The sequence below is a fragment of the Roseivivax sp. GX 12232 genome (genome assembly GCF_021272185.1).
GTDB lineage: Bacteria > Pseudomonadota > Alphaproteobacteria > Rhodobacterales > Rhodobacteraceae > Roseivivax.
In genome coordinates, this window is record NZ_JAJSEC010000001.1 from 784,339 (window position 1) to 811,230 (window position 26,892).

Here is a 26,892-nt window from a genome sequence, read left to right on the forward strand (position 1 = left end):
ATGACACCCAAGCCGCTCGTCACCGCCGAAGAGGTCTTCCCCGCGCTCGAGCGGCTGGTCGCCTCGGCGGAGCGCGAGGTGCTGCTGTCCTTCCGGGTGCTGGAGCCCGGCACCAAGCTGCGCGCGCCCGAACTGCGCGAGCGCGGGCTCGAGGATTGGTCGGACCTGATCGCCTGGGTCTCGAGCCGGGGCATCGCGGTGCGCATCCTGCTCTCCGACTTCGACCCGCTCTTCGCCGCGGGGCTGCACCGCGACGCCTGGGCGGCGGCTTCGCGCTTCGCCGACCGGGCCGAGGGCGACACCCAGATCCTTTGCGCGCCGCACGCCCAGGAGGTCGGCTGGCTCTGGCGGCAGATGCTCTGGACCAAGATCACCGAGAAGCTCCAGCACCTGCGCAACGCCGATCCGAACAAGCTGACCCCGGTGCAGCGCGCGGTCCTGAAGCTGCGCCCGCGCCTAAGGCCGGTCTCGATCCACCAGAAGCTCGCCGTGGTCGACGACCGCGCGGCGGTGATCGGCGGGCTCGACGTGAACGAACGCCGCTGGGACACCAATGCCCATCAAGGCTCGGGCGAGGAGACCTGGCACGACGTCTCGGTAGCCATCGAGGGCGACGTGGCCCGCCAAGCGCGCGGCCATTTCATCGACACCTGGAACGCCGCGCTGGAGGGTGAAGCCGCCGACCTCGGCACCCGCGCCCAGGCCATGCCCGCCGAGCCCCGCACCCAGGGCGCCTCGGACCTGCGGCTGGTGCGCACGCTCTCGGTGCCGATGCGCGGGCCCTTCGCCTTCAGCCCGCGCCCGCGCTACCCCGAACACGAGGAAACGCTGCTCCGGGCCTTCGCGGAGGCGCGGAAGCACATCTACCTCGAAACCCAGTTCCTGCGGCACCGCCCCATCGTCCGGGCGCTGATCCGCGCTGCCGAGGCGCAGCCCGAGCTGACGCTGGTGGTGCTCTTGCCGGTCGAGCCCGAGCGGGTGCTTTACGACGGCGACCGCAGCCTCAACGCGCGCCACGCCCATGCGCTGCAGACCCATGCGCTGAACGACCTGACCCGCGCCTATGGCGAACGGTTGGCGATCGTGACCCCGGCGCAGACCAAGAGCACCGAGAACGACCACCCCGAGCGGCTGCATGGCGCCGCGCCGATCTACGTGCATGCCAAGGTGGTGCTGATCGACGACGCCTTCGGGCTGGTGGGCTCGGCCAATCTCAACGGGCGGTCGATGCGTTGGGACACCGAGGCCTCGGTGCTTTTCCGCGACCCCGGCACGGTGCAGGGCCTGCGCGAGCGGCTGGCGGGCAAATGGCTGGGCGCAAGGGCCGCCGAGGGCGACAGCCGGCAGGCTTCGCATTGGCGCGCCGTGGCCGAGGACAACAGCACCCTGCCGCCCGAGGAGCGCAACGGCTTCGCGCTGCCCTATCCGATCGGCCGCGCGCGGCGCTTCTCGCGCTACCTGCCGCTCTTGCCCGCGGATATGTTCTGAGGAAGGGGCGACACCCCAGGCAGCCCGCAGGCCGGACGCTGGCCCCTTAGCGCGCCCGCAGCCGCTCGAGCAGCCGCGCGAACCCGCCCGGCACCAGCACCACCGACATCCCGAAGCCCACCACGAAGCCCGCGATCTCGGCGATCCAATAGGGCCCGCCGCCGAAAAGCAGCCCGAAGACCAGCTGCAACCCCAGGAGCACGCCGATCAGCGTGAAGGCCCGGATCTGCGCCTCGCCCATCTGGCCGAGCTTCAGCCAGAGCAGGTAGGTGAAGGCCCCGATCAGCCCGTAGATCGGCGGGAAGGCCCCGATCAGCGGCACGTCGCGCACCAGCATCCCGTAGATCACCGCCGAGAGCACCGTGCTGGTCACGAAGACCGCCAGCATCCGCAAAGGGCCCATGGCCTCGCCCACGATCTTGCCCAGCGCCAGCAGCATCACGCAGGCGAAAAGCGCCGCGGTGAAGCTGCCGTGCAAGAAGGGATAGCTCAGGAACCGCAGCAGGTGTTCCGCCGGGTAGCGCCCGGTCTCGACCATCCAGTGCATGATCTCGCCGAGGAAGGCATAGGTCTCGATGCCCTGCACCCGCCAGCCGATAGCGCCCGGCCCGCCCAGGATGCCGCGCGCCCCGAGCGAGAAGGCCAGCTCCGTACCCGCCATGAGCAGGACAAGCGCCACGGTGACCGGCGGGATCGTGTTGAAGGGGCTGGCGTTGTGGTCGCTGCTCACTGGGCGCTCTCCCGGGGAGGTTGGCTTGACGCGTCTCCGGGCCATGGGTAAGCCACCGCGAACCCGTTTTCCAGCAGCTTCCAGCAGCGAGTGACCCCATGTCCGAGGCGCCTTCCAACCTCGCCAATTTCGCCCCGCGCGTGTTTTCCGGCATCCAGCCCTCGGGCGGGCTGACGCTGGGCAATTACCTGGGCGCGATCAAGCGCTTCGTCGACATGCAGGGCGCGGATTACGAGACCATCTACTGCATGGTCGACATGCATGCGATCACCGTCTGGCAGGACCCGGGCGCGCTGCGCCGCAACACCCGCGAGCTTTGCGCCGGCTTCATCGCCGCGGGCATCGATCCCGAGCAGTCGATCCTAGTCAACCAGAGCCAGGTGCCCGAGCACGCCCAGCTTGGCTGGATCTTCAACTGCGTCGCCCGCATGGGCTGGATGAAGCGCATGACCCAGTTCAAGGACAAGGCCGGCAAGAACGCCGAGCAGGCCTCGCTGGGGCTCTTTGCCTATCCCGCGCTGATGGCCGCCGACATCCTGGTCTACCACGCCACCCATGTGCCGGTGGGCGAGGACCAGAAGCAGCACCTGGAACTGACGCGCGACATCGCGGCGAAGTTCAACCACGACTACGATGTGGATTTTTTCCCGCTGACCGAACCGGTGATCGAGGGGGCCGCGACCCGCGTCATGTCGCTGCGCGACGGCTCGAAGAAGATGTCGAAGAGCGATCCCTCGGACATGAGCCGGATCAACATGACCGACGATGCCGACACGATCGCCGCGAAGATCCGCAAGGCGCGCACCGACCCCGAGGCCCTGCCCTCCGAGGCCGAGGGCCTGAGCGAGCGCCCCGAGGCGCGCAACCTGGTGAACATCTACGCCGCGCTCTCCGATCAGACCGTGGCGGAGGTACTGGCGGAGCACGGCGGCCAGCAGTTCTCGGCCTTCAAGCCGGCGCTGTCGGAGCTGGCGGTCGAGAAGCTGGCGCCGATCTCCACCGAGATGGCGCGGCTGATGGAAGAGCCCGGCGAGATCGACGCGATCCTCGCCCGCGGCGCCGAGCGCGCCCGCGAACGCGCCGAGCCGGTGCTGAAGAAGACCTACGAGATCATCGGCATGGTGCGCTGAACCGAGGCTGAGGTGAGACGCGAAGGGGCCGGAGCGATCCGGCCCTTTTTTGTTTGGGGCTTTCAGTCAGTTGAATGCCGGCGCCCCGTCCCGTCCCCTGCGCGCCTCCTTGCGCCCGAATAGCACCGAAGGTGCCGGGCGCGCGCCGGACCGGCCCCCGGTCCGGCGCGCGCCCTCTGTTGCACGAGTTGCAAGGGGTGCGCGGCGCCCCCCCTCCCCTCACCGCCGGCTCGGCGTGTTGTAGCCCTTCCGGTCCAGGCAACGCTCGCCGTAGACCAGCCGCTTGCCGCGGGTGGTCTCGACGCGGAAGGCGCATTGGCGCGGCAGGCTCTCGTGAGCGGCAAAGTTCCGCGCCAGGCAGCGCTGGGGGTAGACCACCCGGGCCCGGGGTTTGCCCGAGGTGTGGCGTTCACCGTCAAGCCGCACCCGGCATTCGGCGGGCAGCGTCGCGGCCCAGTGGTTCTCGGCCCAGCGGTCGTGGCGGTGGCTGTGGTCGCGGCGGTGCTGATGCGCGCCGTAACCCTCGTGGCGATGGGTGTAATAGGGCGATGCATGCCCGTGCTTGGCCTGGCTGGCCTTGGCCTTGGCCTTCGCCTTCTCTTTCTTCTTGTCCTTCTCGCGGTCGGCCTCGGCCGAGAGCGCCTCTCCGACGATATATAGAAGCGCGATGCCGCCGACGATCTTGGCGATATCCTGGGTCTGATCGGCGCGGGCCCCGCTGGCCGAGGCGGCGATGGCGGTGCTGGCGGCCAGGATCAGGGCGATGAAACGGCGGGACATGGCAGGTCTCCTCTCTAGCGGTCGGATCGGATGGCGGCCCCCGAAGCGCCCGCGCCGGACAGGTGACGCGTCAGGACGCCTGGGGGCCGCCACCGAGAAGGATCCGCCCGCTCCCGGCGGTCAGGCAATGTCCGGGTCGAGGTTATCACATATCGCCCCGCCGCCGCCCTGCGGTTATTGATCGACCGCGCGCGCCGGGTCACTCTCGGGCCCATGAAAACCGTCCTTCCCCTCCTTCTTGCGCTGGCCATGGCGCCGGCAGCCGCCGAGGCGGCCTGCTACGCCGACTACAAGGCCAAGCGCGAGGACCCGCTGCGCCTGCACTACGGCGTCGCCGAGGTCCCCGATGATGCCTGTTCGCGCGATGGCGCGGCCAGCGCCCTGGCGCCGCGGCTCGACCGCGCGGGCTGGACCCTCTTGAACATTGTCTCGACCTTCGGCGAAGAGGGTCTCGAGGAAAGGAAGGACAGTGCCGGACAACACTTTCTCCGTTACTGAGGCGCGCCGCTCGGGCGCGCGGGTGGTGGGTTTCGGCATCGCCGCGATCCTGCTTCTCCTGATCGTGGCCGGGGTCTGGCTTTTCGCCACCCTGCCCGACGCGGGCGCCTTCAACGACCGGGTGGAGCGGCTCTTCATCGAGAACGACGACCTGACCGCCCAGGCCGAGATCAAGCTCCTGGAGATCCTCGCCCAGTCGGGCACCGCCTTCGCGGAGACGCTCGAGAGCTACCGAGTGACGATCTTCGTGCTGCTGATCTTCGCCACCGCCCTCCTGATGACCGCGCTGGTGTCGCTGGTCATGCTGGTGGGGCTGAACCGGCGCATGGCGGCGATCGAACGCTCGGGCATCGAGGTCCGCTCGCTGATCATCAGCCGCAGCGAGAACACGGTCTATCTCAACACCATGGGCTTCAAGCTGACCGAGGCGATGATGGAGACCCTGGCGATCCTGGCCGAGGCGCGGCTCGACGAGGAGATGCTGACCGGCACCCAGATCGAGGCGATGATCTCGGGGCGCGACGAATCCGACTGCGAGGAGGCGGCGGGCGCGACCCGGGTGAAACGCCTCCGCGACGGGCTCGGCAACCAGCTGGTGAGCGAGCTTCTGGTCAAGACCATCGCCAAGCGCGGCTATGTGCTGGCGGTCGACCGGGACGTGATCGAGGTGATCTGAGGCGGGCTTTGGTGGCCTGCGGGGGCTGGCGCGGCGGGAGGCCGGGCCGGGGTCAAGCGTTGTGGCCAAAGAGGGCGCGCGTTTGAGGGGCGGCTTTCGGCGCCGCCCTCCGCACCGTGGCCGGTGCCTCAGCTCCGCCAATCCTTGGAGCTGGCCCGGACACCGGTTCTTCAAGACCCGGGGGCACCAAGGCGCGCGCCCCTCCTCTCGCCCCCGGCACCACAAGGCCGCCCGACGCCCCGCACCCTGCCCCATCCAATTGCCTTATTTGCGCCACAATTTGCCACGTTTCCGCCACGATCTGCGGTTAACCATTTGTCAAAGATCAACAATCGGCCGGGGAAGCCGTGATCGCAGAGGCAAGGGTCAACAGCAGCGGCGTGCTTTTCGCACGCGGCGCCGCGCGGCAGGGCCGTCCGGCGCATATGACCGTAGGGGGCAGACCACACTCACCGCCCCTGATGCGCAAGCAGCCCCCCACACCCCGGACCGCGAGCAGAGGCCCCGAAGCGCACCCGCCGGATCACCCCGGCCAGGCGCCCGCGGGGTGAAAGGCCGGGCAGGATGGCGACGTATTCGGTAACGAGTTCCAACTACAACGACCCCAAGTTCTGGGGCTCGATCATCGAGACCGGCTCGGGCCATACGCTCGACTTCAGCGCCCTGCCCTCGGATTTCACCGTCTACCACGCCTATGGCGGCAACTACCTCTACATCCACGACGGCGACAGCTGGTTCACCGTGGGCTCGGGCGGCATCGGCGGGGTCGACGCGACGCTGGGCGGGCTGACCGGGCTGTCCTCCTTCACCAGCTACGCGGGCGGCGCGGGCGCGGACCTCTATGGCGGCTCCGACGCGGGCGAGCTGATCGAGGGCAACGCCGGCGACGACATCATTGACGCGGCGGGCGGCAATGACACCGTCTCGGGCGGCGCGGGCAACGACATCATCCTGACCAGCTCGGACGGCGGCCAGGGCGGCGGCACCCGCATCGACTGGAAAGCCGCGGGCATCGTCGACCGGGTGCAGGGCAGCTCGGGGCAGGACTATTTCACCTGGGCCGCCGCCGAGGGCAGCAGCACCACGCTGCGCCTCGGCCAGTCGCGCGACAGCGGCGAGGGCGACGGCCAGGCCGATTACGTGGTGGTCGAGACCACCAATGAGACCGGCACGCTGACGCTGCACAACTTCGACTTCGGGCTCGACAAGATCGTCCTGCAGGAGGTCCCGGTCGCGGCCAAGCACTACGCGGGCGACGGCTACTACGAGGTCGCCCTGGCCTATGAAAACGGCAACGTCCAATCCTTCCTGATCTACAGCGACGACCGCGGCGCCGACCTGCGCGAGGCTTTCACCACCGAGATGCCGCTGGAACTGGCGGGCGACCTGCTGATGGGCGGCGACGACGCCGACACCTTCCTGGCCAGCAATGATTTCGGCAATGACACGGTCATCGGCGGCGAGGGCGGGCGCGATTTCGACGTGCTCGACTTCTCGCTGGTCACCGACCCGGTGACGCTGACCTATACCGGCGACGAATCCGGCACGATCACCGATGGCACCGACACGCTGAGCTTCTCCGAGATCGAGCGGGTGATCCTTTCCGATCGGGCCGAGACCATCGACGCCAGCGCCACCACCGGCGGCATCCAGATCGAGGCTGGCGGCGGCGCCGACCTGTTGCGGGGCGGCTCGGGCGACGACACGATCTACCTCGGCGACGGGGCGGATACGGTCGCCGCGGGCGCGGGCGACGACCTGATCGACGACATCGAGGGCGGGGTCACCAGCGGCACCCAGTGGATCGACGCGGGCCTCGGCGACGACACGGTGCTTTACGGCGGCGGCGACGACACGGTCTTCGGCGGCGAGGGCAACGACCGCATCGACGACGCCAGCGGCGAGCAGCACGCCGGGCGCAACCTGATCGACGGCGGCGCGGGCTCGGACACGATCTGGGCGGGGCACGATTCCGACACGCTGATCGGCGGGCTCGGGGCGGATTACCTCAGCGGCGAGCACGACGACGACCTCTTCATCCTCGAGGATGACTTCGGCGCCGACACGATCCTCGGCGGCAGCGGCGGCACCGACAGCGACACGGTGGATTTCTCGGCGCTGACCGGGGCCGTCACGGTGACCTATTCGGGCAACGAGGCGGGCGCCTTCAGCGCCGGCAGCGACCGCGCCAGCTTCTCCGACATCGAAGCCTTCACTTTGACCGGCTTCGACGACCGCATCGACGCCACCGCCACGACCCGCGGCATCCGCGTGGCTGAGAGCGCCGGCAACGACGTGGTGCTGGGCGGCAGCGGCGGCGACACGATCTGGGGCGGCGAGGGCTCGGACTACATCGACGGCGGCGACGGCGACGACATGCTCTTCACCGGCACCGGCGAGGACACGCTGATCGGCGGCGCGGGCAACGACACGCTGTCGAACTCCTCGGGTGACGACAGCCTGGTGGGCGGCACCGGCGACGACAGCATCACCGCCACCGAGGGCGACGACACGCTCGAGGGCGGCGAGGGCAGCGACACCATGCACGGCGGCGCCGACAACGACCGGCTGGTCGGCGGGCGCGGCGCGGACAGCATGACCGGCGACGGAGGCTCGGACACCTTCATCATCGAGGACGGCTTCGGCGCCGACACCATCGAGGGCGGCGAGACCGGCTCGGATGTCGACATGATCGACCTCTCGGCGCTCTCGGGGCCGGTCACGGTCACCTACACCGGCGACGAGGCCGGGACGATCACCGATGGCACCGACACGCTGAGCTTCACCGGGATCGAGCGGCTCAGGCTCACCGATCACGACGATTCCGTCGATGCCAGCGCCCAGCCCACCGCCGGCGCCTGGGTCGAGATGGGCGGCGGCAACGACAGTTTCACCGCCGACCAGAGCCGCGACTCCGCCCAGCAGGACACGGTCTTCGGCGGCTCCGGCAATGACACGATCTCGACCGGCGCGGGCGAGGATTCGATCGAGGGCGGCAGCGGCGACGACAGCATCGACGGCGGCGACCGCGGCGACACGATCTTCGGCGGCGCCGGCAACGACCGGATCGAGGCGGGCGAGGAATATGCCCAGGGCGACAGCGACCTGATCCTCGGCGGTGACGGCAACGACACGATCACCTCGGCCGAGACCGACGCCGGCTCGCAGGACACGATCTACGGCGAGGCCGGCGCGGATTCGATCTCGGTCACCGGCGGCGACCGCAACTTCCTCGATGGCGGGGCGGACAACGACACGATCGTCAGCGGCACCGGCAACGACACGCTCTCGGGCGATGCGGGCGACGACCTCCTGACCGGCGGGGCGGGGGACGACGCGCTCTCGGGCGGCACCGGCAACGACGTCTTCACCTATGCCGCGGGCGACGGCAGCGACACGATCAACGATTTCAACACCGGCAACACCGGCGGGCTCGAGGACGGCGACAGCGCCAACAACGACTTCATCGACCTCTCGGGCTATTACGACCACATCTCCGAGCTCTACGCCGACCAGGCCGACGACGGGGTGCTGAACCAGTCCAACGCCGCGGATTCCCGCGGCCAGGCGGTGGATTACTCCGACAACAGCCAGTTCGGCACCGGCAGTCTGACCTTCAAGGGCGCCAGCGCCGACCGCTCCTATTACACCGCCGAGAACACCGGCGTGGTCTGTTTCACCACCGGCACGCTGATCCGCACCGCGCGGGGCGAGGTGCCGATCGAGGCGCTGCGGCCGGGCGACCGGGTGGAGACGCTCGACAACGGGCTGCAGGAGGTGCTCTGGATCGGGCGGCGCCATCTCGGCAAGCGCAAGCTCGCCCATGCGCCGCAATTGCTGCCGGTGGAGATCGCGCCGGGGCTCTCGGGCGGCACTGCGCCGCTGGTGGTCTCGCCGCAGCACGGGGTGGTGCTGCGCCAGGACGGCGAGGACATCCTGATGCGCGCCACGCATCTGGCGCGGCTCGACGGCGGCCAGGCGCGGGTGATGAACGGCTGCCGCGCGGTGACCTACTACCACCTGATGTGCGCCCGCCACGAGGTGATCTTCGCCAATGGCGCGCCGTCGGAGAGCTTCTACCCCGGCCCGCTGGCCCTGGGCGCCCTCGCCGCGCCGATCCGGGCGGAACTGGGGATCCTGTTCCCCGAGATGCTCGGCCGAGCGCCTGACAGCTGGTACGGCGAGAGCGCCCGGCCCTACAGCCGGATGGGCGCCCTGCCCGAGCATCTGAAGGCACTGACGCCGGCGGCGTGAGGGGGGTGGTTGAGGCAAGCGGTGGGGCGCCGGTTGGCCTTTGGCGGGTCGCTTGCCCCCGGGTGCACCGCCGTTCTCTAGCCGACCCGCACGCCCTCATCCAAACAACTCGAGACTCCCAGTCACCAAGGCGCCCCCCTTGCGCCCGAACAGCGCGCGACGGTCGAAGCCCCAGCCCACCCCCTTGCGCCCGAATAGCACCGAAGGTGCCGGGCGCGCGCCGGACCGGCCCGATGGGCCGGCGCTCCTTGGGATGGCGTGCTTAGCTCTTCGTTAGTCCTGACCTTGGTGGGATAAAGCGCACAGCGCGAAGCGTAGAAGCGCCGGCCCCCGGTCCGGCGCGCGCCCTCGGGTGGGGAGGTCGGGATGGAGCGGATGGCGCCGATGGGTGGTCCGTTCCAGTGCAGCACCTTCACCTTCCGGAGAAGCCCGTCGAGAGCATCCAGCCTCGGACCGGACGCCTATCCCGCTCAGAACACCTGCCCAACCGCGTGCGATAAGCCTGCCCAACGGCCCTCCCGGCGCCTCCCCGAGAGGGCTTTTTCGTTTCACGCTAACGGCTTGCGGATCCACCCATTGGGCGGATTTTGGGCGCCCGTGCCGTGACATCTCGCGAAATTGCACGCCATACCGTGCTGCGCCGCAACATGTCGTGACATGCACGCTTTGCGAACACGCACGGCGAAACCCGCCGGGCCAGAAAATTCCTGTTACTTCTCAGCATCTTAATGGCGACCCCGCCAGGATTCGAACCTGGAACCTGCCCCTTAGGAGGGGGCTGCTCTATCCAGTTGAGCCACGGGGCCGCTGCGGCGCCTTGTAGCCTCTGCGCCACCGGCTGTCACCCTCCGACGAGGCTGCTTGTAGCCGCCGAGCACAATGGGCTAACCTCTTCTGGCAAGCGACAGATTGAGGATCCGCCCTTGTCGACGACGCCCCCCCGCCCGCTGACCCTGCGCGATGTCTCGGAAGCCTCGGGCGTCTCGGAAATGACCGTCAGCCGGGTGCTGCGCAACCGCGGCGACGTGAGCCAGGCCACCCGCGAAAAGGTGCTCGAAGCGGCGAAATCCCTGGGCTATGTGCCCAACAAGATCGCCGGCGCCCTGGCCAGCCAGCGGGTCAATCTGGTCGCGGTGATCATTCCCTCCTTGCGCAACATGGTCTTCCCCGAGGTCCTCAGCGGCATCAGCGCGGTCCTCGAGGACACCGAGCTGCAGCCCGTCGTCGGCGTCACCGACTACCTGCCCGAGAAGGAAGAGCGCGTCCTCTACGAGATGCTCTCCTGGCGGCCCTCCTCAGTGATCATCGCGGGGCTGGAACATTCCGACGCCTCGCGCGCCATGCTCTCGGCCTCGGGCATCCCGGTCGTGGAGATCATGGACACCGACGGCACGCCGATCGACGCCATGGTCGGCATCTCGCACCGCCGCGCGGGCCGCGAGATGGCCCAGGCGATCCTCAAGGCGGGCTATACCAACATCGGCTTCATGGGCACCAAGATGCCGCTCGACCACCGGGCGCGGAAGCGCTTCGAGGGCTTCACCGAGACGCTCGCCAAGGCCGGGATCGAGGTCATGGACCAGGAATTCTACTCCGGCGGCTCCTCGCTCGCCAAGGGGCGCGAGCTGACCCAGGCCATGCTGGAGCGCACACCCGAGCTGGATTTCCTCTATTATTCCAACGACATGATCGGCGCAGGCGGGCTCCTCTACCTGCTCGAGGCGGGGATCGACGTGCCCGGCAAGATCGGGCTCGCGGGGTTCAACGACGTCGAGCTCCTGGACGGGCTGCCGCGCCGCTTGGCCACCATGGACGCGGGCCGGACCGAGATCGGCCGCCGCGCCGCGGAGATCGTCGCCACGCTCGTCGACAACCCCCATTCCGAGATCGACCGCATCGTCGAGCTGGCCCCCAAGGTCGCCCCCGGGGACACGCTGAAGAAGCGCTGACGGGTCATCAAGCTGTTACGGAAGGCGCGCTATCCTCGGCCCCGTGTTCGGGCCGCCCGCGCCGGATCGTGACCGCAGCCGGCCCCGCGCCCATTTCAAGCGAGCCTTTCAGCACCAAAGAAGGGGGTGGCCCCGGCCGCCCCCGATTGGCTCCGGCCCGAGACCTGCACGCCTTGCAAGCCCTGCCCTGCAAGCCGCCCGGAGACATGCAGGAGCCGGGATGCCGCGTTGCAGAAAGAGCGGTGGAAGCCGCGCGGCCCGCGCCATATCTCCCGTGTCAAGGGGAGGATCAACCGTCAACGGAGATCCTGTTATGGCATTCGCAGACACCACCGCAAACACCGGCGCGAGCCGCGGCTTCTTCGGCGCGATTCTCGATTTCTTCGTGCATGTCGCCGAATCAAACTCCCGCGTCCGTCTCGCCCGTGAACTGAACGAGATGAGCGACGAGGAACTGGCCGAACGCGGCCTGAAGCGCACCGACATCGCGCGCCACGTCTACGGCGATCTCTACTACATCTGAGACCGCGCTCGGCTTTTGCCGAAGAAATCGGGCCGGCCCGGGCGATCCCCGGGCGGGCCCGTTTTTTTGTGCGCGCTAAGGGGAGATGCGGCCCCTGCCCGGCGCGGAAACGCAGCGCAGAGAGGCCCCATAAGAAAAGGCCGCACCCGAGGGGCGCGGCCTTTCCCGATAAGCGGCGCGGAACCGAAAAGGATCAGTTCTGCGCGTAGAATTCGATGACGAGGTTCGGTTCCATCTGGACGGCGAAGGGCACGTCCGAGAGGCCCGGCTGACGCACGAAGGTCGCGGTCATCTTGGAGTGGTCGGCCTCGATGTAGTCCGGCACGTCGCGCTCGGGCAGTTGGCTGGCTTCGATCACCGATGCGAGCTGCTTGGACTTCTCGCGGACCTCGATGACGTCGCCTTCCTTCACGCGGTAGGAGGGGATGTTCACCTTGCGGCCGTTCACCAGGACGTGGCCGTGGTTCACGAACTGGCGCGCGGCGAAGACGGTCGCCACGAACTTCGCGCGGTAGACCACCGCGTCGAGGCGGCGCTCCAGCAGGCCGATCAGGATCTCGCCGGTGTCGCCGCGCAGGCGCTCGGCCTCGGCGAAGATGCGGCGGAACTGCTTCTCGGTCAGGTCGCCGTAATGGCCCTTGAGCTTCTGCTTGGCGCGCAGCTGCAGACCGAAGTCGGACATCTTGCCCTTGCGGCGCTGACCGTGCTGGCCGGGGGCGTATTCACGCTTGTTGACCGGGGACTTCGGGCGACCCCAGATGTTTTCGCCCATCCGGCGGTCGAGCTTGTACTTGGCAGAGGTGCGTTTGGTCACCGTCTGATCTCCTTCTGATGCGGCGCCGGACGGGTGGTCGGCCCGGAGCCTTGGAAGGGCGTTGTCCTCTGGGCGCTTTGCGGTGCATCGCACCGGCCCTGACAGGCATCCCCTTGCGGGGGCCACCAACACCAATGAAGGCGCGCTTATATCGCCCGCGGGCGCGGTGTCAACTGGGCAGAATGCGGGCCTGCGTTAAGCGCCCGGTAAGGCGCGCGGAGGCAGGATATGCGCGGGTCCGTTCCGCCGCCCCGGTGCCGGGGGTGATGCGGGGGGTGGGCCCCTGGTGGGGGCCGGTTCGCGGTGCCCTGCCCGTCACCGCCATCCGGGCCGCCGCCGGGTGGCCTTTGTAAAGGAGATGCGCCCTGCGATCCATGCGCCCCCTGCCGCCGGAGGATGCGGTGCGCCACGGGCCGGGTGACCGGCCCCCGCGCGATCCCGCGCCGCCGCCCGACCCCGAGGCCCCGCGCAACGCGCTCGACGCGCTGGCGCGGCTGCACAGCCACGAGGCCCCGCGCACCGCCGCCGCCGCGATCCGCACGCGGCAGGTGCAGCTGGCCTATCAGCCGATCGTGCAGGCCCGCGACGCCGAGAAGGTGGCCTTCCACGAAGGGCTGGCCCGGGTCTTCGACCCGCAGGGCCGAATCATTCCTGCCCGCGATTTCATCACCGAGATCGAGGAGGAAGAGGCCGGCCGCCTGCTCGACTGCCTGGCATTGGGAAAGGGACTGCGGGTGCTGGCGCGGCACCGGGGCATCCGGCTGTCGCTGAACCTCTCGGCCCGCTCCATCGGCTTTCAGAAATACACCACGCTGCTGTCGCAGGCGCTGACCGCCGATCCCGGCATCGCCGAGCGGCTGATCCTCGAGGTGACCGAGGAATCGGCCCTGCGCCTGCCCGAGCTGGTCACCGACTTCATGCGGCACTACGGGGCCGAAGGGGTGAGCTTCGCGCTCGACAATTTCGGCGCGGGGCCGACCAACCTGCGCACGCTGACACGCTTTCCCTTCGACATCCTGAAGATCGACGGCGGCATCATGCGCGGGCTCAGCGAAGAGGGCGAGAAACAGGTGCTCCTGCGCGCCGTGCTGGCGCTCGCGCGCGAGCTGGACGTCTTCACCATCGCCCAGGGCATCGAGAGCCAGCCCGACGCCGAGCTTGCCGCCGAGGCCGGGGTCGACTGCCTGCAGGGCTATTTCTACGCCGCCCCGACGCTGACCCCGCCCTGGCAGCCGCCGGGGGCGGGCTGAGGCGGGACGAGGCGGCAGCCGCCTCGGGCGCAGCGACGCCGCCGCCTTTCGCGCACACACTAAAGCGGGTCTCGATGCAGCCGCCGGGCGCGGGATGAGGAGCGGGTCGCGGCCGAGCCGCTCCCGGCACGACACCGCGGCAGCGCCCACTCGCCCGGGCATCACGGCAGCCCCAACTCAAGCCCGCATGGGGCGCGCCCCAACTCACGCCCGCATCAGCGTCGCTCACCACCCCCGCAGGCAACACGCGCGCCCACCGCGCGCGCAGGCATCCCGGCCAACCCCACTCGCGCACGCCACAGGACCGGCTCCGATATTGCCCGTTCCACTTGCATCCTTTACCACGGGCCCAAAGCGACGGGCCCGCCGCGATGCGGCCCCGCGCCAGTGCACGAGAGGAGACCGCACATGACCAACATCGTGATCGCGTCCGCCGCCCGCACCGCGGTGGGCAGCTTCAACGGCGCTTTCGCCGCCACCCCGGCCCACGATCTCGGCGCCGCGGTGCTCGAGGCGCTGGTCGCCCGCGCCGGCATCGACAAATCCGAGGTCTCCGAGACGATTCTCGGCCAGGTGCTGACCGCCGCCCAGGGCCAGAACCCCGCCCGCCAGGCGCATATCAACGCCGGCCTGCCGCAGGAAAGCGCGGCCTGGGGCATCAACCAGGTCTGCGGCTCGGGCCTGCGCGCCGTGGCGCTTGGCGCCCAGCACATCATGCTTGGCGATGCCGAGATCATCTGCGCCGGCGGCCAGGAAAGCATGTCGCTCTCGGCCCATGCCGCGCATCTGCGCTCGGGGCACAAGATGGGCGACGTGAAATACATCGACACGATGATCCGCGACGGCCTCTGGGACGCCTTCAACGGCTACCACATGGGCAACACCGCCGAGAATGTCGCCGAGAAGTGGCAGATCGGCCGCGAGCAGCAGGACGAATTCGCCCTGGCCTCGCAGAACAAGGCCGAGGCCGCCCAGAAGGCCGGCAAGTTCGACGACGAGGTCGTGCCCTTCACCGTCAAGACCCGCAAGGGCGACATCGTGGTCGACAAGGATGAATACATCCGCCACGGCGCCACCATCGAGAACATGCAGAAGCTGCGCCCGGCCTTCGCCAAGGACGGCACGGTCACCGCGGGCAACGCCTCGGGCATCAACGACGGCGCCGCGGGCGCGCTCCTGATGTCGGCCGAGGCCGCCGAGAAGCGCGGCATCGAGCCGCTCGCGCGCATCGTCTCCTATGCGACCGCGGGCCTCGACCCGGCGATCATGGGCGTCGGCCCGATCCACGCCAGCCGCAAGGCGCTCGAGAAGGCGGGCTGGAAGCCCGAGGACCTCGACCTCGTGGAGGCCAACGAGGCCTTCGCCGCCCAGGCCTGCGCGGTGAACAAGGACATGGGCTGGGACCCCTCGATCGTGAACGTGAACGGCGGCGCCATCGCCATCGGCCACCCGATCGGCGCCTCCGGCGCGCGGGTCCTGAACACGCTGCTCTTCGAAATGAAGCGCCGCGGCGCCAAGAAGGGCCTCGCCACGCTCTGCATCGGCGGCGGCATGGGCGTCGCCATGTGCGTCGAGCGCCCGTAACGGCATAGCGGCGAAGAAGGCGGGGCCCGGACCCCGCCTTTTTTGTCTCTGCCGAGGCCGTCATGCGCCAGGTGCTGCCCCATAGCCCCGACCAGATCGTCTTTTCAGGCGGCGGGCTGCGCTGTTTCTGGCAGGGCGGCTTCATGACCGAACTGGCCAGGGACCGGACGCTTGCGCCCGCGCGGGTCACCGGCGTCTCGGGCGGGGCGCTGGCCGGTGCGGCTTATCTCGGCGGAGTGGAGCATCACCTCCTCTCCGAGATGTGCGCGGCCTTCGCCGAACAGGACAGCAATCTTGACCTCTTCCACAAGGGCGAGAGCGGCCTGACCCCGCATCAGACCATCTACTGCGAGGTGGTCGACCGGGTGCTCGACGATGAGGTCGCCCGCCGCATCGCCGAGGGCCCGCAGTTCCAGGTGCTGATCGCCCATCCGCCGCCGCATCTGCCGCCGATGATCTCGGGCGCGGCCATGACGCTGGCCTATGAGGCGGAATTGCACACGGTCAACGCCCCGCATTTCGGCTGGGCCGAGAAGCTCGGGCTCGACTACAGCCTGGTCGACGCCAATGCCGCCGCCCGCGCGGGCAAGCTCTCCGAGCTGGTCTGCGCCGCCGCGGTGATCCCGCCGGTCTTCGAGCCGCCGCTCTGGGACGGCCGCCCGGTGGTCGACGGCGGCATGGCCGACCAGGCCCCCATGCCCGAACCCGACGAAGGCCGGACGATGATCCTGCTGACCCGCGCCTACCGAAGGCTGCCCGAGGATGCGAACCGCCATTACCTGCACCCGAGCGACGAGACGCCCGCCGACAAGATCGATTTCACCGACCCGCAGAAGCTGCGCGACACCTGGGCACAGGGCGCCAGCGATGCCCGGCGGCTGCTTGACGGGGCAGGAGAGAAGTGATTTTCGTTAAGCAATAAAGTTGCGCATCAAGGGAGGTTCCGCGCAACAACAAGATAAGCACACGCGATAAAAGGAGGATTTCATGGGACGTGTAGCAGTTGTAACCGGCGGCAGCCGGGGGATCGGGGCCGCCATTTCCAAGGCGCTCAAGGCCGAGGGCTATTCCGTGGCCGCGACCTATGCCGGCAACGACGAGAAGGCCAAGGCCTTCACCGATGAGACCGGGATCAAGACCTACAAGTGGGACGTGGCCGATTACGACAGCTCCAAGGCCGGGCTGGCCCAGGTCGAGGCCGACCTCGGCCCGATCGAGGTGGTGGTCGCCAATGCCGGCATCACCCGGGACGCGCCCTTCCACAAGATGACGCCCGAGCAGTGGCACCAGGTCATCGACACCAACCTGACCGGCGTCTTCAACACCGTACACCCGATCTGGCCGGGCATGCGCGAGCGCGGCTTCGGGCGGATCATCGTGATCTCCTCGATCAATGGGCAGAAAGGCCAGTTCGCCCAGGTGAACTACGCCGCGACCAAGGCCGGCGACCTCGGCATCGTGAAAAGCCTCGCCCAGGAAGGCGCGGGCAAGGGCATCACCGCCAATGCGATCTGCCCGGGCTATATTGCGACCGAGATGGTCATGGCGGTGCCCGAGAAGGTGCGCGACGCGATCATCGGCCAGATCCCGACCGGCCGCCTCGGCGAGCCCGAGGAAATCGCGCGCTGCGTGACCTTCCTGGCCTCCGAGGATTCGCAGTTCATCAACGGCTCGACGATCTCGGCCAACGGCGGGCAGTTCTTCGTCTGATCGCCGGCGCCTTGTCCGGCTTGAGAGGGCGCGTCCGCCGGGCGCGCCCTTTTTGCTTGGCGCGAAACGCAGGGCAAGTTCTGTTCACCCGCGCACCATCATGGTGAGCGCCCGCCGGTTATCCGCCCTCATGCACAGCGCTATATCTGCCCCAAGACCAGATGGAGACCCAGCATGATCAAGGAAATCAACGGGCTGCACCACGTCACCTCGCTGGCGTCCGATGCCCAGACCAACAATGACTTCTTCACCCGCACCCTCGGGCTGCGCCGGGTCAAGAAGACGGTGAATTTCGACGCGCCCGAGGTCTATCACCTCTATTACGGCGACGCCGAAGGCACGCCGGGCACGGTGATGACCTATTTCCCCTTCCAGGGCGCGCGGCGCGGCAAGGCCGGCACCGGCGAGGTGGGGACCACCGTGTTTTCGGTGCCGAAGGGCGCCCTGCCCTACTGGGAGAGCCGCCTGACCGAGGCCGGAACCGCCAACCTGACCCGCGACAACCGCTTCGGCGCGGCGCGGCTGCGGTTTTCCGGCCCCGACGGCGACGGCTTCGCCCTGACCGAGACCGAGGACGACCCCCGCGCCCCCTGGACCGGCGGCGGCGTGCCCGAGGAGGCGGCGATCCGTGGCTTCCACTCCACCGACATGCGGCTTGCCGACCCCGGCGCCACGGCCGAGCTCTTGCGCTTCATGGGCTACGAGGAGGCCGACACCCAGGGCGAGGTGACGCGCTTTCACGTGCCTGGCGGCAATGCGGCCAATGTCATCGACCTGACCCGGGTCAACGCCCCCATGGCGGACCAGGGCGCGGGCTCGGTGCACCACGTGGCCTTCGCGGTCGAGGACCGCGCGGCGCAGCTTTCGGTGCGCAAGGCGCTGATGGACACCGGCTACCAGGTCACCCCGGTGATCGACCGCGACTACTTCTGGGCGATCTACTTCCGCACCCCGGGCGGCGTGCTCTTCGAGGTGGCCACCAACGAGCCGGGCTTCGACCGCGACGAGGACAGCGCGCATCTCGGCCAGGCGCTGAAGCTGCCGAGCCAGCACGAACACCTGCGCGAGATCCTCGAGGCGCGCTACCTGGAGCCGATCCGTGACTGATCCCGCCTATCATTACGCCGAGACCGAGGGCGCCCCCGGGCGCCCCCTGGTCTTCACCTTCCACGGCACCGGCGGCAGCGAGGCGCAGTTCCACCGCATCGCCTCGGACCTGGTGCCCGGAGCGCATGTGATCTCGCCCCGGGGCGATGTCTCGGAGATGGGCGCGCTGCGCTATTTCCGCCGCCGGGGCGAAGGGCGCTACGACATGGAGGACCTGGCCCGGCGTCGCGCGGTGATGGGCGAGTTCCTCGCCGCCCAGAAGGCGCGGGTCGGGGCGTCGCGGGTGATCGGCCTGGGTTATTCCAACGGCGCCAATATCGCCGCGGCGGTGGCCTTCGAGATGCCGGAGCTCTTCACCGACCTGGCGCTCCTGCACCCGCTGATCCCCTGGGAGCCCGCGCCGGAACCGCGGCTCGCTGCCCTTCGCGTGCTGATCACCGCAGGACGGCGCGACCCGATCTGCCCGCCGGATCTGACCGAGGCGCTGACCGGCTACCTGGCCGCGCAAGGATCCCCGGTCGAGACGCATTGGCACCCGGGCGGGCATGAGATCGCGCAAAGTGAAGTCACGGCGCTGAGCGCCTTCCTGGCCGACTAAGCGGCCCGCGCGCGGAATAAAAAACGCCCCCGGAGGCTCGGCCCAGGGCCGTCGCTTCGGGGGCGTTTCGCATCTGCGCGCGGGTCGTCGGGCGGGCCAGCCGCCTGCGGCCCCTAGCGGCGCGCAAACAGCGCGGACCAGAGCGCCGCAACCGCGGCGCCCCGGGCGTCATGGGCACGCCGGATCGCGGCGCGATGTCGTCTGTCGATGGGCGATTCCAACATGGCTTGCTCCTTTCGCATCGAAAAATTCTTGACCTCCTCTCATATGGACCTTGCCATGAGCGCCGACAAACGAGAGGTTTTAGCCTATCAGTTAAGAATATCTTGTGTGATATGCCCGACCGCCTTCCGCCCCTGACCGCCCTGCGCGCCTTCGACGCCGCGGCGCGGCATCTTTCCTTTGCCAAGGCGGCGGAGGAGCTGAACGTCACGCCCGCGGCTTTGTCCTTTCAGATCAAGTCACTGGAGGAACACCTGGGCCGCCCGCTCTTCCGCAGGCTCAACCGCGCGGTGGAACTGACCGAGGCCGGCCGCACCCTCGCCCCCGGCGCGGCGCGCGGCTTCGAGACCCTGCAGGGCGCCTGGCAGGAGACCCGGCGGCTGGGCGATGCGCGCACGCTGACCGTCACCGCCGGCCCCGCCTTCACCGCGAAATGGCTCGCCCCGCGCATGTTCGACTTCGCCCAGGCCCACCCCGAGATCGAGATGCGCTTCTCCGCGACCCTGCGCCCGCTGTCCTTCGACCGCGACGAAGTCGACGTGGCGATCCGCTTCGGCCAGCCCGGCAAGCCCGATCCCGCGCTTTTCGAGGCGCCGCTTCTGCGCGACCTGATGACGCCGATGATGGGCCCGGCGCTGGCCGCGCGTTTCCCGACGCCCGAGAGCCTTCTGGAGGCGCCGCTGGTCTTCGACGACAGCATCGCCTTTCTCGGCGACCGCGCGAGCTGGCACCGCTGGTTCGCAGCGGCGGGCATCGAGGCCGACCCGACGCCGGTCGCGCGCTTCGACCAGGCCGACCACGCGGTCGACATGGCGCTGACGGGGCAAGGGGTGATCCTGGGCCGCACCGGCATCGCCGCGCAGGAACTGCGCGCGGGCCAGCTGGTCGCGCCCTTCGCCACCGCGCTCGATCCCGGCGCGATCTTTCGGTTTCTCTGTCGGAAGGGCGCCGAGTCGCGCCCGCAGATAGCCGCTTTCCGGACCTGGATCGAAGACGAGGTCCGGAAAGTCGAGGCCGCGCTACGCGAGTTCGAGGTTCACGACACGCGCGACTGACGGCACCGGCGCGACGGCCGGTGCCGGATGCCTGGCATCAGTGCATCGTGCCTGCGGACAGGCGCGAAATCTCCTCCTTGAGTCGCAGCTTCTGCTTCTTGAGCTCGGACACACGCAGACCGTCCGCACTTGGGGACTTCTGGGCCTCTTCGACCTTGCTGGACAGCATCGCATGCTTCTTCTTCAGCTCGGACAGATGCGAACTCAGGCTCATGTGGACCTCCTTCAATGCGTGTGGGAACTGAAAGTTCAGCACAGAAGAGGTAATAAGTCACGCTGCAGGCGCAAAATCAGGAAAGCAAAATTGCGCCGATTGTAACTTTCTTAGGCGCCCGCCCCGAAGTCGAGCGCCGCGCCCTCGCGCAGGACGGCGCGGATGGCGGGCGCGTAGTCCTCGCCGTCGGCCTCGTGGCGGGGGCCTGCATGCAGAACGATCGGGGCATGCATGCGGAACGCCGCGCGCCCGCCCTTGCGCCCGCGCAGGATCACCAGCCGCGCGGAGCGGCCCGCGCGGGGCGCCAGGGGCTGCAGCTCGAGGCTGCCCAGGTGCTCTGCCGCCGCCGACAGGAGCTCGGGCAGCCGCTCGGCGCGGTGGATCATGGTGAAGCGCCCGCCCGGGGCCAGCCGCCGCGCGCCGGTGCTGATCCAGGCCGCCAGCGGCGTCTCCTCGGCCAGCGCCGCCTCGCGGCCCGCGTCCCGCGCCCGGGTCCGGCCCTCGGGGTCGAAATAGGGCGGATTGGCCAGCACGTGGTCGAAGCTCTCGCCGCGGATCTCGGGCGGCAGCGCGGTCAGATCGGCGGTCACGATGCGCGCGCTAAGGCCGTTTTCCTCGGCGTTGCGCCAGGCGAGCTCGGCGTAATCGGCCTGCCGCTCGACGCCGTTCAGGGCCAGCCCGCCGACCCTACGCCCGAGACAGAAGAGCGCAGCCCCCGCCCCGCAGCCCAGCTCGAGCACCCGCTCGCCCGGACGCGCCGGCACGGCAGCGGCCAGGAGCACCGGATCGACGCCCGCGCGATAGCCCGCGCGCGGCTGCAGAAGCGTCACCCGCCCGCCCAGGTAGGCGTCGCGGGTCAGCGCCTCCTCGGGAAAGACCGGGGCCTCAGCCGTCAAGCGCGACCCCCTGCTCCCAGAGCGCGGTGCGGGCCCGGCCGAGGTCGGCCGTGCGCACCATCAGCCGGCGCGGCAGGATTCCGATGGAGCCTTCGAGGACGCTCATATTTACGTCCAACTCGAAGCTCTCTATACCCTCGTCCTCGAGTATGGCCCGCGCCAAGGGGATGAGCGTGATGTCAGTGGTACGCAACAGTTCTTCCATGGGCGCGATCTAAACCTCTCCTATTTCGACTGTCGAGAGTCAGGAGTCCGCATGAGCCTGGACCACCCACAGCAGAAACCGCACGATCGCCTCGCCGAGGCGCTCTCTGAAGAGATGGGCGCGGTCAATGCGCTGATCCGCGACCGCATGGCCTCGGAACATGCGCCGCGCATTCCCGAGGTCACGGCGCATCTGGTCGAGGCCGGCGGCAAGCGGCTGCGCCCGATGCTGACGCTTGCGGCGGCGAAGATGTGCGGCTACCCCGGCCCCTATCACCTGCATCTCGCGGCGACGGTGGAGTTCATCCACACCGCGACGCTCCTGCATGACGATGTGGTGGACGAAAGCGCCCAGCGTCGCGGGCGGCCCACGGCGAACCTTCTGTGGGACAACAAGTCGAGCGTGCTGGTCGGCGACTACCTCTTTGCGCGCTCCTTCCAGCTCATGGTCGAGACCGGCAACCTGCGGGTGCTCGACATCCTGGCCAATGCCGCCGCCACCATCGCCGAGGGCGAGGTGCTGCAGCTTTCCGCCGCGCAGGACCTCAAGACCACCGAGGAGATCTACCTCACGGTGGTGCGCGGCAAGACCGCCGCGCTGTTCTCGGCGGCGACCGAGGTCGGCGGGGTGATCGCCGGGGTCGAGGAACGCCAGGTGCAGGCGCTCTTTGCCTATGGCGACGCGCTGGGGATCGCCTTCCAGATCGTCGACGACCTCCTGGACTACCAGGGCGACGCCAAGGCGACCGGCAAGAACGTCGGCGACGACTTCCGCGAGCGCAAGCTGACCCTGCCGGTGATCAAGGCCGTCGCCGCCGCCGATGCCGAGGAACGCGCTTTCTGGGTCCGGGTGATCGAGAAGGGCCGCCAGGAGGAGGGCGACCTCGACCATGCGCTGGCGCTGCTCGACCGGCACGGCGCGCTCGCGGCGACCCGCGCCGATGCGCTGGCCTGGGCCGAGACCGCGAAGACCGCCATGGCCGAGCTGCCCGCGAGCGACTTCCGCGACATGCTGCGCGATCTGGCCGACTACGTGGTCGCGCGGATCAGCTGACGCTTGCGCCGGGGGCGCGGGCTTGCCACCATCACGGCCCGTGACCGGAGCCCCGTGACCCCATGCGCAAGACCCCTGCCCGCCTGAGCCTCCTGGCCGCCGCCCTGCCGGTCGCGGCCGTCGCGGCGGATCTGCCCGACCCGGTGACCGAGGCCGACTACCGCGCGGTTTCCGAGGCCGAGGCGCGGCTGGGCCAGCAGCTCTTCTACGACCCGATCCTGTCGGGCAACCGCTCGGTCGCCTGCGCCACCTGCCACCACCCCGCCTTCGGCACCTCCGACGGGCTCTCTCTGGGCTTCGGCGACGGCGGCACGGGGCTGGGTCCGAAGCGCGTGACCGACGCCGAGAACCCGCCCGAGGCGCGGGTGCCGCGCAACGCCCAGGCGCTCTGGAACCTCGGCGCGCATGAGTTCCGGGTGATGTTCCACGACGGCCGCGTCGAGGTCCGCGAGGACGGCTCGATCCGCACGCCCCTGGGCGAGGACATGGTGGGCGATTTCGCCTCGCTTCTCTCGGCGCAGACCATGTTCCCGGTGCTCTCCGCCGACGAGATGGCCGGCCACTACGGCGAGAACGAGGTCTCCAAGGCCGTGCGCCAGGGGCGGCTGACCGGCCCCGGCGGGGCCTGGGACATCATCGCCCGGCGCGTGGCGGGGGTGGAGGACTATGCCCGGGCCTTCGCCGCGCTCGACCCCGCGATCAGCAGCCCCGACGAGATCACCTTCACCGCCATCTCCGATGCCATCGCCGCCTTCATCGAGCTGGAATGGCGCTCCGACGACAGTCCCTTCGACGCCCACCTGAGGGGCCAGGCCCCCCTGCCCGAACCCGCCCGCACCGGCATGGCGCTGTTCTACGGAGAGGCCGGCTGCGCGGCGTGCCACTCCGGCAAGTTCCAGACCGACCACGGTTTCCACGCCATGGGCGAGATGCAGCTCGGCCCCGGCAAGGCCGCCGCCTTCGAGAGCCATTTCCGCGACGAGGGGCGGATGCGGGTCACCGGCGATCCGGCTGACGCCTATGCCTTCCGCACGCCCTCGCTGCGCAATGTCACCACCACCGCGCCTTACGGCCACGCGGGCGCCTATCGCGACCTCGGGGCCTACCTGCGCCACCACGCCGCCCCGCGTGCGGGCCTTGAGGGCTACGAGCCGCAGGTGGTGCTGCCGGTCTTCGAAGGGCCGGACTGGGCGGTGCGCGAGGATGACCGGGAACTCGCCGCCATCGCCGCGGCGGCGCGCGTCGAGGCGCCGGGGCTGACCGAGCCCGAGATCGACGCGATCCTCGCCTTCCTCGAGACGCTGACCGATCCCGTCGCGCTCGAGGGACGGCTCGGCGTGCCGAAGACGGTGCCGAGCGGCCTGCCGGTGCCTACTCCCTGATGAGCCGGTGGGCCCGGTTGGCCTTGAGCGTCACCGGCGGGAAGACCGTGCCGTCGGGCCAGGTGACGCTGACCTCGGCTTCCATGGCCTCTCCGAGCCCCCAGTGCAGCGGCAGGGCGCTGCCGCCCGCGTGACCGCCGCCTATTGTGACCTCCTGCTCGCGGCCCGCGACGCGGATCCGCGCGCCCACCGCGCGGGGGTTGGCGCCCCGCTGGTCGAGCGCGAGCGTCAGCCAGTTGCCGGCCTCCGGCGTCACGTTGCGGTAGAGCTCCATGCCCGCGCGGCGGTTCACCACCACGAGGTCGCGCCGCCCGTCGCCGTCGAGATCCGCCAGCGCCGCCCCGCGCGACCGCTCGAGCCCCGCGACGCCCGCCGCCCCGGCGGCCTCGGAGAAGCTGCCGTCAGCGCCCTGCATCAGCAGGTTGTTGGGGTCCTGCATCGCCATGCCGGGCATCTGGTCGACATTGCCCTTGGCGATGAAGAGATCGTCCCGCCCGTCGTTGTCGACGTCGCCGAACTCGGCGTGCCAGCCGGTCGAGGGCCGCCCGTCGCCGCCGGTGAAGGGCCGGGTGGCATAGGTGCCGATGCCGTAGGGCGCGGCGCTGTAGCCCTCGGGGCCCGCGATCTGCAGGAGCTGGTCGCCCATGGAGGTCAACATGACCTCGTCGCGGCCATCCCCGGTCAGGTCGCGCGCGGCGATGCCCATGCCCCAGAGCATCGGCCCGTCCCAGCCGTCCGCCTCGGTCAGGAAGCGGCGCTCGGCGATGTCCCACATCTGCTCGGCCCCGCCCCGGACGTAATAATGCCGGTCGTTGGAGATCCGCAGCGTCGGCCGCCCGCGCCAGTCCTGGGCCGCCAGCATCGAGAGCGGGCAGAAGCCAGGGGCCAGCACCTCGGCGGTGTAGCCGTTCGGGCCGGGGCGCAGGATGGTATTGCTGTCGCAGGCCTCGAAGGGCCCCTCGGGGTCGCTGCGGTCGACGTAATGCCCCACCGCCAGCGTCGGGCGGTCGTCGCCGGGCTCCCACCAGGCGGTGAAGGCGGTCGACCATTGCTCGCTTGTGGGCAGGCCGATCTCCGCGGTCCCGTCGCGGAAGCCGCAGGCGCCGTCGCCCAGAAGCGCGAGGTCCGGGCCGACGCGCATGACGTAGAGGTCGAGCGTGCCGTCTTGGTCGAGATGCAGCGGATAGGCCCCGGTCACGCCTTTCAGGTCAGGCAGCGCCCCGGGCACGAAGTCCATGCCGCCCTGGTTGAGGAAGAGCGCCGCGGGCGCTTCGCCCCCGGCGGCAAACAGCTCGGGCAGCGCGTCGCCGTCGCAGTCGAGGACCGCCACGCCGCCGCCGACGAAATGCTCCCAGCCGCCGGAATAGACGTGCTCGGCAAGCGGCCCCGCCACCGGCTCGAAGCGCGGCGCGCCCTCGCCCGCGACAGACTGCCCCGCCAAGGGCGGCGCCACGAGCCCCGCCAGCGCCGCGCATGTCGCCAGATGCCTCATCCCGTGCCTCCCAAAAGCCGGTCCGTCTCGGCCGAGAGCGCCAGCGCCGAGGCGCCCCGCGCCCAGACCAGGTCGCCCCAGGCGTGGATCTCGATCCGCGCGGGGCTGCGGCCCTCGTTCAGCGACAGCGCCGCCACCTCGGAGAGCACCTCGTCGGCGTAGAGGTAGTCGTAGCGCATCCGCGCGCCGGACAGGATGATCAGCTCGGGATCGAAAAGCTGCACCACGTTCGACAGCCCCAGCGACAGGTAGCGCCCGGCGCGCTGGAAGATCGTCCGCGCGGCGCGGTTGCCGGCGCGGGCCTCCTGGAACAGCTCCTCGATGATCGCCTGCGGGGCCTTGGCCGCATGCGGCCCGTGATCGAGCGCGATCGCCGCCTCGCGGGCCAGCGCGTAATCGGCCACATAGGCCTCGAGGCAGCCGCGCTTGCCGCAGCGGCAGAGCGCCCCGTCGAGCTGCACCTTGGTGTGGCCCAGCTCCAGCCCCATGCCGCGCGCGCCGCGGAAGGGCTGGTTCCCCAGCACCATGCCCATGCCGACGCCCTGCTCGATGGTGACCACGGCAAAGTCCTTCTTGCCGCGCCCGGCCCCGAACCAGAGCTCGGCGAGGCTCAGCATGTTCACGTCGTTGTCGAGATGCACCGGCACGCCGAGCCGCGCCTCGAGCGTGGCCTTCAGCTCGATGTCGGTGTCGCGGAAGAGCGGCGACCAGGTCACCTGCCCGCGGTCGTGGTCGATCAGCCCCGGCAGGCCCACGGCGACGGCGGCGACCGGATCGGCGGGATCGCCCGCCGCGGCGCGGGCGTCGCCGATGATACGCTCAAGCTCGGCCAGCCGCGCCTCGGTCGAGAGCCGCCCGGTGGTGCCTGGCTCGGTGGCCGCCCCGCAGTGGCGCCCGGCGAAATCGGTGATCACCGCCGAATGCACCTGGTCCGAGAGCTTCACGCCCACCACCCGGCCGGCGCCGCCCACGACCCGGAGCGCGATCGGCGGCCGGCCCCGGACCGGCGCGCGGTCGGTCTCCTCGACCTCCTCGAGAAGGCCGCGCTGGATCAGGTCGGCGCTGATCTGGGTGACCGAGCCGGCGCTGATCCCGACCGCCCGGGCGATGTCGGCGCGGGTCGCGCGGCCCTCGGCGCGGACATGCTCGAATACCTGTTGCCGCAACGGTTTCGCCTCGGCATGGTCATGTCCGAGAAGCGGACCGCAGCCCCCCGCGCCTCCCGAATCGGACGGATCGGGCGACGCGCCCAGCGCCTCTATTTTCTTCACATCGCGAATAT

At 69.7% G+C, this 26,892-nt stretch carries 24 protein-coding genes and 1 tRNA gene; 16 read left to right on the forward strand and 9 right to left on the reverse strand.

From position 1 onward, the window contains the following. A complete protein-coding gene (locus LR948_RS03630; protein WP_232752553.1) occupies positions 1–1,488 on the forward strand; it encodes a phosphatidylserine/phosphatidylglycerophosphate/cardiolipin synthase family protein in 1,488 nt (495 codons plus the stop codon). Positions 1,489–1,534: 46 nt separating this feature from the next. Here the strand turns inward: LR948_RS03630 and LR948_RS03635 are convergent, their stop codons facing one another. Then, the gene (locus LR948_RS03635; RefSeq protein ID WP_232752554.1) at positions 1,535–2,218 is read right to left on the reverse strand and encodes a rhomboid family intramembrane serine protease; all 684 of its coding nucleotides are present in this window, start codon (positions 2,216–2,218) and stop codon (positions 1,535–1,537) included. A gap of 98 nt (positions 2,219–2,316) precedes the next feature. On the opposite strand from LR948_RS03635, the gene trpS reads away from it, so the two are divergent. Further along, a complete protein-coding gene (gene trpS / locus LR948_RS03640; protein WP_232752555.1) occupies positions 2,317–3,348 on the forward strand; it encodes a tryptophan--tRNA ligase in 1,032 nt (343 codons plus the stop codon). Between the two features lie 219 nt (positions 3,349–3,567). Here trpS and LR948_RS03645 read toward each other — a convergent pair whose 3' ends face one another. Further along, positions 3,568–4,128, reverse strand: a complete 561-nt coding sequence (locus tag LR948_RS03645; protein WP_232752556.1) for a hypothetical protein — start codon at positions 4,126–4,128, stop codon at positions 3,568–3,570. A 213-nt stretch (positions 4,129–4,341) separates the two neighbouring features. On the opposite strand from LR948_RS03645, the gene LR948_RS03650 reads away from it, so the two are divergent. The 3 genes from LR948_RS03650 to LR948_RS03660 all read left to right on the forward strand — a co-directional run bounded on the left by LR948_RS03650 (position 4,342) and on the right by LR948_RS03660 (position 9,556). Beyond that, positions 4,342–4,626, forward strand: a complete 285-nt coding sequence (locus LR948_RS03650; protein ID WP_232752557.1) for a hypothetical protein — start codon at positions 4,342–4,344, stop codon at positions 4,624–4,626. Then, the gene (locus LR948_RS03655) at positions 4,598–5,302 is read left to right on the forward strand and encodes a hypothetical protein (RefSeq protein ID WP_232752558.1); all 705 of its coding nucleotides are present in this window, start codon (positions 4,598–4,600) and stop codon (positions 5,300–5,302) included. Before LR948_RS03650 ends, LR948_RS03655 begins: the two co-directional genes overlap by 29 nt. Before the next feature lie 564 nt (positions 5,303–5,866). Next, complete coding sequence (locus LR948_RS03660) at positions 5,867–9,556, forward strand: Hint domain-containing protein (RefSeq protein ID WP_304621972.1); 3,690 nt, start codon at positions 5,867–5,869, stop codon at positions 9,554–9,556. Between the two features lie 729 nt (positions 9,557–10,285). Here LR948_RS03660 and LR948_RS03675 read toward each other — a convergent pair. After that, a tRNA-Arg gene (locus LR948_RS03675) sits at positions 10,286–10,362 on the reverse strand. A gap of 117 nt (positions 10,363–10,479) precedes the next feature. Between LR948_RS03675 and LR948_RS03680 the strand changes: the two genes are divergently transcribed. Continuing rightward, entirely contained in the window at positions 10,480–11,505 is a 1,026-nt protein-coding gene (locus LR948_RS03680) for a LacI family DNA-binding transcriptional regulator (RefSeq protein WP_232752559.1), read from the forward strand. Between the two features lie 313 nt (positions 11,506–11,818). Further along, positions 11,819–12,028: a DUF1127 domain-containing protein gene (locus tag LR948_RS03685; RefSeq protein ID WP_232752560.1), complete on the forward strand. Its 210-nt coding sequence runs from the start codon at positions 11,819–11,821 to the stop codon at positions 12,026–12,028. A gap of 193 nt (positions 12,029–12,221) precedes the next feature. Here the strand turns inward: LR948_RS03685 and rpsD are convergent, their stop codons facing one another. Beyond that, positions 12,222–12,842 (reverse strand): 30S ribosomal protein S4, encoded by a 621-nt coding sequence (rpsD, locus tag LR948_RS03690; protein WP_232752561.1) that lies wholly within the window; start codon positions 12,840–12,842, stop codon positions 12,222–12,224. Between the two features lie 374 nt (positions 12,843–13,216). Here rpsD and LR948_RS03695 point away from each other — a divergent pair, with 374 nt between their 5' ends. The 7 genes from LR948_RS03695 (at position 13,217) to gcvA (ending at position 20,368) form a co-directional block, all read left to right on the forward strand. Then, the gene (locus tag LR948_RS03695; RefSeq protein ID WP_232752562.1) at positions 13,217–14,092 is read left to right on the forward strand and encodes an EAL domain-containing protein; all 876 of its coding nucleotides are present in this window, start codon (positions 13,217–13,219) and stop codon (positions 14,090–14,092) included. A 408-nt stretch (positions 14,093–14,500) separates the two neighbouring features. Further along, complete coding sequence (locus tag LR948_RS03700) at positions 14,501–15,676, forward strand: acetyl-CoA C-acetyltransferase (RefSeq protein WP_232752563.1); 1,176 nt, start codon at positions 14,501–14,503, stop codon at positions 15,674–15,676. A 62-nt stretch (positions 15,677–15,738) separates the two neighbouring features. Then, entirely contained in the window at positions 15,739–16,581 is an 843-nt protein-coding gene (locus LR948_RS03705) for a patatin-like phospholipase family protein (RefSeq protein ID WP_232752564.1), read from the forward strand. Positions 16,582–16,663: 82 nt separating this feature from the next. Further along, positions 16,664–17,386, forward strand: a complete 723-nt coding sequence (phbB, locus tag LR948_RS03710; RefSeq protein WP_232752565.1) for an acetoacetyl-CoA reductase — start codon at positions 16,664–16,666, stop codon at positions 17,384–17,386. Positions 17,387–17,560: 174 nt separating this feature from the next. Next, entirely contained in the window at positions 17,561–18,493 is a 933-nt protein-coding gene (locus LR948_RS03715) for a VOC family protein (protein ID WP_232752566.1), read from the forward strand. Further along, the gene (locus tag LR948_RS03720; RefSeq protein WP_232752567.1) at positions 18,486–19,091 is read left to right on the forward strand and encodes an alpha/beta hydrolase; all 606 of its coding nucleotides are present in this window, start codon (positions 18,486–18,488) and stop codon (positions 19,089–19,091) included. Before LR948_RS03715 ends, LR948_RS03720 begins: the two co-directional genes overlap by 8 nt. Before the next feature lie 335 nt (positions 19,092–19,426). After that, the gene (gene gcvA, locus LR948_RS03725) at positions 19,427–20,368 is read left to right on the forward strand and encodes a transcriptional regulator GcvA (RefSeq protein WP_232752568.1); all 942 of its coding nucleotides are present in this window, start codon (positions 19,427–19,429) and stop codon (positions 20,366–20,368) included. A gap of 37 nt (positions 20,369–20,405) precedes the next feature. Here the strand turns inward: gcvA and LR948_RS03730 are convergent, their stop codons facing one another. The 3 genes from LR948_RS03730 to LR948_RS03740 all read right to left on the reverse strand — a co-directional run bounded on the left by LR948_RS03730 (position 20,406) and on the right by LR948_RS03740 (position 21,683). Beyond that, positions 20,406–20,582 (reverse strand): YdcH family protein, encoded by a 177-nt coding sequence (locus tag LR948_RS03730; protein WP_232752569.1) that lies wholly within the window; start codon positions 20,580–20,582, stop codon positions 20,406–20,408. 110 nt (positions 20,583–20,692) lie between these two features. Then, the gene (locus LR948_RS03735; RefSeq protein WP_232752570.1) at positions 20,693–21,478 is read right to left on the reverse strand and encodes a tRNA1(Val) (adenine(37)-N6)-methyltransferase; all 786 of its coding nucleotides are present in this window, start codon (positions 21,476–21,478) and stop codon (positions 20,693–20,695) included. Then, positions 21,468–21,683: a DUF2007 domain-containing protein gene (locus LR948_RS03740; RefSeq protein WP_232752571.1), complete on the reverse strand. Its 216-nt coding sequence runs from the start codon at positions 21,681–21,683 to the stop codon at positions 21,468–21,470. Before LR948_RS03740 ends, LR948_RS03735 begins: the two co-directional genes overlap by 11 nt. 51 nt (positions 21,684–21,734) lie before the next feature. Here LR948_RS03740 and LR948_RS03745 point away from each other — a divergent pair, with 51 nt between their 5' ends. Further along, positions 21,735–22,736, forward strand: a complete 1,002-nt coding sequence (locus LR948_RS03745; RefSeq protein ID WP_232752572.1) for a polyprenyl synthetase family protein — start codon at positions 21,735–21,737, stop codon at positions 22,734–22,736. A gap of 62 nt (positions 22,737–22,798) precedes the next feature. Then, positions 22,799–24,118: a cytochrome-c peroxidase gene (locus tag LR948_RS03750; RefSeq protein ID WP_232752573.1), complete on the forward strand. Its 1,320-nt coding sequence runs from the start codon at positions 22,799–22,801 to the stop codon at positions 24,116–24,118. Here LR948_RS03750 and LR948_RS03755 read toward each other — a convergent pair. Together LR948_RS03755 and LR948_RS03760 are read right to left on the reverse strand one after the other, a co-directional pair. Beyond that, complete coding sequence (locus LR948_RS03755; protein ID WP_232752574.1) at positions 24,108–25,610, reverse strand: CRTAC1 family protein; 1,503 nt, start codon at positions 25,608–25,610, stop codon at positions 24,108–24,110. The two genes, LR948_RS03750 and LR948_RS03755, sit on opposite strands and share 11 nt — an antisense overlap. Continuing rightward, positions 25,607–26,776: an ROK family transcriptional regulator gene (locus LR948_RS03760; protein ID WP_232752575.1), complete on the reverse strand. Its 1,170-nt coding sequence runs from the start codon at positions 26,774–26,776 to the stop codon at positions 25,607–25,609. The genes LR948_RS03755 and LR948_RS03760 overlap by 4 nt, the downstream gene beginning before the upstream one ends. Positions 26,777–26,892: the final 116 nt, after the last annotated feature.